An 8,752-nucleotide genomic window follows, 5' to 3' on the forward strand; every position below is an offset into this window, starting at 1 on the left:
TTCGATTGTTCAGCTTGCCGCGCGCGCAGTCAAATCCATCGACTTGAAAGCCGATTTACAGACTTGCAGATATCTTTATATTGCGTCCGATGGACATCGAGGCGATCTTTCGGGCTCTGGCGGATGGGACGCGCTTGCGGATCATGCGCCTGCTCGGCTCAATGGAGCTATCGGTGGGCGAAGTGGCGCAGGTTCTCGGGCAGAGCCAGCCGCGCGTATCGCGCCATGTCGGGATATTGAGCGCCGCCGGTCTCGTCGAACGGCGCAAGGAAGGTAGCTGGGTTTTCCTGCGCGCACGCCACGGGGGCGATGTTTCGGACGCGGTGGGTGAACGCATCGAGGGACTGCTCCAGGCCTGCGAGGGCGAGGATCGCGATTTCGGCGCCGTGTGCGAGCAGGACCGGCGCCAGCTCGCCCAGATCCGCACTGCGCGAGAGAAGGAGGCCGCCTCCTATTTTGCCGAGCATGCGGGGGATTGGGACGAGGTTCGGCGGCTCCACAGTTCGGACGAACAGGTTGAAGATGCGCTGGCAGCGGCTCTGGGCGAAGATCCGCTCGGTCGCCTGCTCGATATCGGCACCGGAACGGGCCGGATGGCGGAATTGTTCGCCCGCTCCGCCGATCGCATCGTGGCACTCGACAAGAGCCTCGCCATGCTGCGCGTCGCACGCGCCAAGCTTCAACATCTGCCGACGGAGCGCGTGGAACTGGTCCAAGGCGATTTCGCCCATCTTCCTTTCGACGATGCCAGCTTCGACACCGTCCTGTTCCATCAGGTGCTCCATTTCGCGCAGGATCCTGCGCTGGCGATAGCGGAAGCGGCGCGCGTGCTGAGGCCTGGCGGGCGCGTGGCGATCGTCGATTTCGCCGCGCATCGCCGGGAGGAATTGCGCGAGCGCCACGCCCATGCGCGCCTCGGTTTCACCGATGCGCAGATGCAGACCCTGCTGACCGACGCCGGACTGGCGCATCGGCCCCCCATATCGCTCGACGGAGGTTCTTTGGTTGTGAAGATCTGGATTGCGCTGGCCCATGACGAGGCCTCGCGCATCGACAGGAGGGCCGCATCGTGAGCCCGACTCTCAATCAGATGCGAGAAGCGCAGCGCGCGCTGGAAGCGCCGATGTTTTCGGACCTCGCTGGCGATATCGAAGTGAGTTTCGAATTCTTCCCGCCCAAGAGCGAGAAGATGAGCGAGACGCTGTGGCAGAGCGTCGAGACGCTGAAGCCGCTCGACCCGCGCTTCGTCTCGGTCACCTATGGCGCAGGCGGTTCGACGCGCGAGCGCACGCACGAACAGGTCGTTCGCATTCAGAACGAGGCGCAGATTCCCGCCGCTGCCCATCTCACCTGCGTCGCCGCGACGCGCGAGGAGGTCGATGCGGTGGCGCGCCATTACTGGGAAGAGGGCATCCGCCACATCGTCGCCCTGCGCGGCGATGCGCCCGACAGCGACAAGGGCTATTCTCCCCATCCCGGCGGGTACGAGAACGCGGTCGATCTGATCAAGGGCCTGAAAAAGGTCGGCGACTTCGAAATCTCCGCCGCCGCCTATCCCGAAATGCATCCCGATTCCAAAGATCGCCAGGCCGATCTCGACAATCTCAAGGCCAAGTTCGATGCCGGGGCGACCCGTGCGATCACGCAGTTCTTCTTCGAGCCGGAATGTTTCTTCGATTTTCGCGACCGCGCAGCGGCGGCGGGTATCGAAGGCGAAATCGTGCCGGGCATCATGCCGGTGATGAGCTTCGCCGCGGTCCAGAAGATGTCGGGCCTTTGCGGTACGGCGATCCCGCCCTGGATGGAGGGCCTGTTCGAAGGCCTGGACGAGAAGCCCGAAGCGCGCCAGCTCGTCAGCGCCACCATCGCCGCCGAACTCTGCCGCCGCCTCTATGCAGGCGGCGTGCGCCAGTTCCACTTCTACACTCTCAACCGCGCCGAGCTGAGCTATGCCATCTGCCACATGCTCGGCCTGCGTCCGAAAGTCGCATCATGACCAAACGCGAAGCCTTCGCAGCCGCCGCCAAGGCGCGTATCCTGATCAAGGACGGCCCCTACGGCACCGAAATCCAGCGCGCGAAACTCTCGCCCGAAGATTATGCGGGCGATACCGGGCTGAACGCGGATCAGAAGGGCAATAACGACCTCGTCAATCTGACGCAGCCGCAGGTGATCCGTAAAATCTGCGACAGCTATATCGATGCAGGCGCGCATATTCTCGCCACCAACACCTTCAACGCCAACCGCATCAGCCAGGCCGATTACGGGGCCGAAGGGCTGGTGCGCGACATCAATGTGTCCGCCGCGCGTATCATCCGCGAGGCAGTGGACGAGGCCAGCGCGAAGGACGGTATCCCCCGCTTCGTCGCGGGCGCGGTGGGGCCGACCAACAAGACGCTGTCCCTGTCCCCAGATGTCGAGGATCCCGGTTTCCGCGAGGTCGATTTCGACACCATCGTCGATGTCTATCGCGAACAATGCGCCGCGCTGATCGAGGGCGGGGCGGATTTCATCCTGATCGAAACGGTGTTCGATACGCTGAATTGCAAGGCCGCGATCATGGCGGTCAAGCAGCTGGAGCGCGAGCTTGGTACCGACATTCCGCTGATGATCTCGCTGACTCTCACCGATCTTTCGGGCCGCAATCTGTCGGGCCATACGGTGGAGGCGTTCTGGTATACGGTGCGCCACGCAAAGCCGCTGACGATCGGGCTGAATTGCAGCTTCGGTGCCGAACAATTGCGCCCGCATGTCCAGCTCCTGTCCGATATCGCCGACACCTATCTGATGGCCTATCCCAATGCCGGCCTCCCCAACGATCTGGGCGAATATGACGAGCTGCCGGAAACGACCGCATCGCTGACCCGCGTCTGGGCTGACAACAGGCGGATCAACGCATTGGGAGGTTGCTGCGGTTCGACGCCCGATCATATCGCGGCGATGGCGCGCGCGGTCCAAGGCGTGACGCCGCGCACCGTGCCGGAGATCGACGCCAATATGCAGTTGGCCGGGCTCGAATCCTTCACGATCGCGGCGTGATCGGAGCGGCATGAGCGAAACCGCCCGACCCGATATCGCCATTCGCGAGGCGAGCGCGACGGACGCGGCGCGCCTTTCGCTGGTGGCCGATGCGACCTTTCTCGAAACCTTTGCGGGGCTGATCGATGGCGAGGCGCTGGTGGCGCATTGCGCCCGCCATCACGAGCCCGACCATCTGCGCGCGGGCCTCGCCGCCGGAGCGCGGGCCTGGCTGGCCGAACTCGACGGCGCGCCGGTCGGCTATGCGCTGCTGGTGGAGCCCGAACTGGATGCCGCAGAGCCCGGCGATATCGAGCTGAAGAAGATCTATCTTCTGTCGCGCTTCCATTGCGGCGATACGGCAGCGCGCCTGCTGACCAGCACAATTGACGGGGCGGCAGGGCACTCGCGCCTGCTGCTGGGCGTCAAGGACGACAATCACCGCGCGATCGGCTTCTATGCGAAGCACGGCTTCCGCCAGATCGCCACGCGCCGCTTCGATGTCGGTGGCACTCTTTACGATGACGTCGTGCTCGCGCGCGATCTCGAACAGGTCTGATATTTCCATGAGCGATCTTTCCACCGCCCGTTTCGTCAATATCGGCGAGCGTACCAACGTCACCGGATCGGCGCGCTTCAAGAAGCTGATCATGGCGGGCGATTACGAGACCGCCGTCGAAGTCGCGCGCGAGCAGGTCGAGAACGGCGCGCAGATCATCGACGTCAATATGGACGAAGGCCTGCTCGACGCGAAGCACGCGATGACCACTTTCCTCAAGCTGATCGCCGCCGAGCCCGACATCGCGCGCGTGCCGGTTATGGTCGACAGTTCGAAATTCGACGTGATCGAAGCGGGGCTGAAATGCGTATCGGGCAAGCCGATCGTCAATTCGATCTCGATGAAAGAGGGCGAGGAGCCCTTCCTCGATCACGCGCGTATCTGCCGCGATTACGGTGCGGCAGTGGTCGTCATGGCCTTCGACGAGGCGGGGCAGGCCGATACGAAGGCGCGCAAGGTCGAAATCTGTTCGCGCGCCTATGATTTGTTGGTCGGGATCGGCTTCCCGCCCGAGGACATCATCTTCGATCCCAACATCTTCGCGGTCGCGACGGGGATCGAGGAGCACGACCGTTACGGCCTGGATTTCATCGAGGCGGTGGCCGAGATCAAGCAGCGGTGTCCCAAGGCGAAGACCAGCGGCGGCCTGTCAAATCTGAGCTTCAGCTTTCGCGGCAACGAGACCGTGCGCCGCGCGATGCATTCGGTGTTCCTCTATCACGCCATCCCCGCCGGGCTCGACATGGCGATCGTCAATGCGGGGCAGCTGGACGTCTACGACCAGATCGACCCGACCCTGCGCGAGGCCTGCGAGGACGTGATCCTCATGCGCCGTCCCGACGCGACCGAGCGACTGATCGACCTTGCCGAAAGCTATCGCGGCACAAGCGCGGCGGACGAGAAGGCGGCCGAGGAATGGCGCGGCTGGGACGTGAAGCGCCGCCTCGAACACGCATTGGTGAAGGGCATCGATGCGCATGTCGTCGCCGATACCGAGGAGGCGCGGCAGCAGTTTTCGCGGCCTATCGAAGTCATCGAAGGCCCGCTGATGGACGGGATGAACGTGGTCGGCGACCTGTTCGGATCGGGCAAGATGTTCCTGCCCCAGGTCGTCAAATCGGCGCGCGTGATGAAAAAGGCGGTCGCGCACCTCATCCCCTTCATCGAAGCGAGCAAGGAGCCCGGCGCCAAGGCCAAGGGCACCATCGTGATGGCCACGGTGAAGGGCGACGTGCACGATATCGGCAAGAACATCGTCGGCGTGGTCCTGCAGTGCAACGGTTACGAGGTGGTGGATCTGGGCGTCATGGTCCCCTGGTCGCAAATCCTTGCAGCCGCCAACGAGAACCAGGCCGATATGATCGGGCTGTCTGGCCTCATCACCCCCTCGCTCGACGAGATGGTGACCGTGGCGCAGGAAATGCAGGGCGCGAAGATGACCATGCCGCTGCTGATCGGCGGGGCGACGACAAGCAAGGTGCACACTGCGCTCAGGATCGATCCGGCCTATGAAGGCCCGGTGATCCACGTCCTCGATGCGAGCCGCGCGGTCGGCGTCGCCAGCCGCCTGCTGTCGGACACTCAGCGCGACGATTTCGTCACCGACACGGCGGGCGAATACGTCAAGGTGAGGAAGGCGCGCGAGGGCCAGTCGAAAAGCGTGCTGCTGTCGCTCGAAGAGGCTCGGGCGAATTTCTGCGACGTCTACCTCTCGGACAAGGCCGCGCCGCCGCTCCAGCCGGGGCGCCACGTCTTCCCCGACTGGGATCTGGCGGAATTGCGCGACTATATCGACTGGACGCCTTTCTTCCGCGCATGGGAATTGCACGGCACCTATCCCAAGATCCTCGACGACGAGGTGGTGGGCGAGACCGCGACGCAATTGTTCGCGGACGCCAACGCCATGCTCGATCGCATTATCGCGGAGAAATGGCTGACCGCGCGCGGCGTCTGCGGATTCTGGCCGTGTGCGCGGGATCAGGACGACATCACGCTCCACCTTGACAGCGGCCATGTCACGCTTCCCTTCCTGCGCCAGCAGGTCCAGAAATCGCGCGACAGGGCCAATATGTGCCTGGCTGATTTCATCGATCCGGCGGGCGACTGGATGGGCGGTTTCGCCGTCGGCATCCATGGGATCGATCCGCATTCGGAGCGCTTCCGCGCGGACAAAGACGATTATTCTGACATCCTGCTGAAGGCATTGGCCGACCGGTTCGCCGAAGCCTTTGCGGAGCGTCTGCACCAACATGTCCGTACCGATCTATGGGGTTATGCCCCGCACGAACAGCTCACCAATCAGGCGCTGATCAAGGAAGAATATCGCGGTATTCGCCCCGCGCCGGGCTATCCCGCCTGCCCGGATCACTCCCTGAAACCGATCCTGTTCGATCTGCTCGATGCGCCCGAAAACGCCGGGCTGACCCTGACCGAAAACTTCGCCATGTGGCCGACCGCAGCGGTGAGCGGGTTCTATTTCGCCCATCCCGAAAGCGAATATTTCGGCGTCGCCCGCATCGGCCGCGACCAGCTTGAGGATTATGCGGAGCGGCGCGGCGTCGATCTTGCCACGGCGGAACGATGGCTGCGGCCCAATCTCGACTGAGCCGACTGCCGCCGGGGCGGCTGGTCCTGATCGGGGGTGCCGTGCTTCTCGCGGCCTATGCCGCGCTGTGGCTACTGGTGCCGGTATCGCGCGGCCTGATGGGGAGCCTGTGGTTTCTCCCCGGTGTCGGCCTGACAGGCGCGATCATCGCCAATACGTCGGGCACCGGCGGAGGCGTGGTGTTCGTGCCTGTCTTCAACGCCTTGCGCGAATTGGACGTGATGACGCTCGCGCCGTTGCAGGTGGTCGGCGTGTCGATGGCGATCCAGAGCTTCGGGATGAGCATGGGGGCGCTGCGCTGGACCGACCGGCTGCTGCATCAGCCGGAGCCGAAGCCCCTCGAAGCGGAGGTCCGCCCGCGCGATTTCGCGCTGGTGGTCGCCGGGGTGCTTGCGCTGTCCGTGCCGGGCATGCTGCTGACGCAACGACTGGGCAGCTTCGATCAGCATGCCGTTCTGCTCGGTTACAAGGCGTTCTCGATCCTGCTCGGCACGGCCCTGATCGCCGCAACCTGGACAGTGAACGCGCGCCGCGCGGAGCGGGACCGGCTTGCGCCCAGGGATTTGGCGATGCTCGCTGCGATCGGCCTCGTCGGCGGGCCGATTACCGCTCTGTTCTCGGTCGGCGTGGGCGAGCTCGTCGCGCTCTATCTCTTCATCCGCCATTATCCGGTCCTGCTATGCACCGGTGCGGCCTGTGTTATCTCCGCCATCAGCGTGATCGCAGGCAGCGTGTGGCATATCGAGGCGGGCACGATCGCGTGGGAGGTTGTCCTGCTTGCCGCGCCTGCTGCCATGCTCGGCGGGTTCCTCGCGCGGCCGATCGCGCTGTGGCTGGGTGCGAAGCGTCTGAAGACGCTCGACGGAGGCTGGATCGTCCTGTCGGCGCTCTACCTGTTGTGGCTCAACGCCTAGGGCGAATACAGCGTGCAAAACCGCTTGGCGACGCCGTTTGCCGATTGACCGGCGCGCGCGAAGCGTTCACCGGATATCCGTCTGCCGTGGGAGCGATTCTGCGGCGGGTGCGCGCGGGAGAGCTCGCCGGGTCAGCCGTTTTCGGGTGGCCGGGCGGCGCCGAAGGAGCAACCGCCCCGGAAACTCTCAGGCGATAGGGACCGCGCGCGCCGTCGACACTCTGGAAAGCGTTCCGCCCGATCCACGATCGGGGGCGGAACCACCGAAGGGGTAAGCGCGCAAGGCTGTGCCGCGCGTCAGTCTCTCAGGTATCCCGACAGAGGGGGCATGGATCCATACGCGCGCCGTCCCGGCGTGCGCCATGCTTGCGGGGCCTGATATGAGCGACGACACCGGCGATACGCCCGACACCACCGAGACCCTGCCGCTGGACGCCTGGCATCGACAGAAGGGTGCGCGCATGGTGCCCTTCGCGGGCTATGAGATGCCGATCCAGTATAACAAGGATGAGGGCGGCGGCATCGTGGCCGAGCACGACTGGACGCGCGATCAGGCGGGCCTGTTCGACGTCAGCCATATGGGCCAGCTGATGGTCACGGGCGAGAATGCCGCTGCGGAACTGGAAAAACTTCTGCCCGGCGCGATCGCTTCGCTGAAGCCGGGCCGGGTGCGCTATTCGCTGCTGCTGAACGAAGAGGGCGGCATCCTCGACGATCTGATGGTCACCAACGCCACGCCCTGGATAGAAGGCGACGAAGAGGCGGGCACCGAAGGCCATTGGGGCGAACCGGCCTATTACGTGGTCGTCAACGGCGCGATGAAGTGGGACGATATCGCCCATCTGCGCGAACATCTGTCCGACGATGTCACGCTCACTCACATGGACGAGCAGGCGCTGATCGCGCTTCAGGGCCCCAAGGCGGCGACGGCGCTGGGCCGGGTGATGCGCGGCGTGCCCGACGATCTCGTCTTCATGCAATCCACTCTCTACCAGTTTGGAGAATGGCCGCTACGGATCACCCGCGCGGGCTATACCGGCGAGGACGGGTTCGAGATTTCGGTCCCGGCCGAACTGGTCGAATCGCTCGCCAATCGCCTCTGCGCGGAAATCGAAGTGCGTCCTGCCGGACTGGGCGCGCGCGATTCGCTGCGTCTGGAAGCGGGCCTTCCGCTCTACGGCCACGATCTCACGGCCGAGATCGATCCCGTCACTGCCGATCTCACCTTCGCGCTGACCAAGACGCGGCGCGAAAGCGGCGGCTGGATCGGCCACTCCGCCTGCGCGGTGAAGCTGGAACAGGGATGTGCCGATAAGCGCGTCGGCCTGGTGTTCGAAGGCCGCCTGCCTGCGCGCGAGGGCGCCATCGTCTATCACGGCGAGGACGAGGTGGGCCGCGTCACCAGCGGCGGATTCTCGCCCACGCTCGGCCACCCGATCGCCATGGCTTACGTGAAGAGCGGCCATGCCGAAGCGGGAACCGAACTCACCGTCGAGGTTCGTAACAAGCGTCTGCCCGCGAAGGTCGCGAAGCTGCCCTTCGTCCCCCATCGTTATCACAGAGGAAACTGACCGATGGCTCGTTATTTCACCGAAGAACACGAATGGATCGACGTCGAGGGCGATACCGCCACCGTCGGTATCACTGCCTATGCGCA

Annotated in this window: 7 protein-coding genes, 1 pseudogene and 1 riboswitch; all 8 genes and pseudogenes read left to right on the forward strand. The window is 64.4% G+C overall.

Features of this window, described 5'->3' with window-relative positions:
• Positions 1-89: 89 nt before the first annotated feature.
• Positions 90-1,073 (forward strand): metalloregulator ArsR/SmtB family transcription factor, encoded by a 984-nt coding sequence (locus tag A3736_RS15055; protein ID WP_067684624.1) that lies wholly within the window; start codon positions 90-92, stop codon positions 1,071-1,073.
• Between the two features lie 17 nt (positions 1,074-1,090).
• A complete protein-coding gene (gene metF / locus A3736_RS15060) occupies positions 1,091-1,996 on the forward strand; it encodes a methylenetetrahydrofolate reductase [NAD(P)H] (RefSeq protein WP_067684646.1) in 906 nt (301 codons plus the stop codon).
• Positions 1,993-3,039: a homocysteine S-methyltransferase family protein gene (locus tag A3736_RS15065; RefSeq protein ID WP_067684626.1), complete on the forward strand. Its 1,047-nt coding sequence runs from the start codon at positions 1,993-1,995 to the stop codon at positions 3,037-3,039. The genes metF and A3736_RS15065 overlap by 4 nt, the downstream gene beginning before the upstream one ends.
• Before the next feature lie 10 nt (positions 3,040-3,049).
• The gene (locus tag A3736_RS15070) at positions 3,050-3,577 is read left to right on the forward strand and encodes a GNAT family N-acetyltransferase (protein ID WP_067684628.1); all 528 of its coding nucleotides are present in this window, start codon (positions 3,050-3,052) and stop codon (positions 3,575-3,577) included.
• Positions 3,578-3,584: 7 nt separating this feature from the next.
• Positions 3,585-6,182: a methionine synthase gene (metH, locus tag A3736_RS15075; RefSeq protein ID WP_067684630.1), complete on the forward strand. Its 2,598-nt coding sequence runs from the start codon at positions 3,585-3,587 to the stop codon at positions 6,180-6,182.
• Complete coding sequence (locus tag A3736_RS15080) at positions 6,158-7,096, forward strand: sulfite exporter TauE/SafE family protein (RefSeq protein WP_082851536.1); 939 nt, start codon at positions 6,158-6,160, stop codon at positions 7,094-7,096. Before metH ends, A3736_RS15080 begins: the two co-directional genes overlap by 25 nt.
• Before the next feature lie 104 nt (positions 7,097-7,200).
• Positions 7,201-7,309, forward strand: a riboswitch (glycine riboswitch).
• A 166-nt stretch (positions 7,310-7,475) separates the two neighbouring features.
• Positions 7,476-8,666 (forward strand): glycine cleavage system aminomethyltransferase GcvT, encoded by a 1,191-nt coding sequence (gcvT, locus tag A3736_RS15085; RefSeq protein WP_067684632.1) that lies wholly within the window; start codon positions 7,476-7,478, stop codon positions 8,664-8,666.
• 3 nt (positions 8,667-8,669) lie between these two features.
• Positions 8,670-8,752 (forward strand): annotated as a pseudogene (locus tag A3736_RS15090) (glycine cleavage system protein H); the annotation flags it as partial.

This window comes from Erythrobacter sp. HI0063, assembly GCF_001635685.1.
Classification (GTDB): domain Bacteria; phylum Pseudomonadota; class Alphaproteobacteria; order Sphingomonadales; family Sphingomonadaceae; genus Qipengyuania.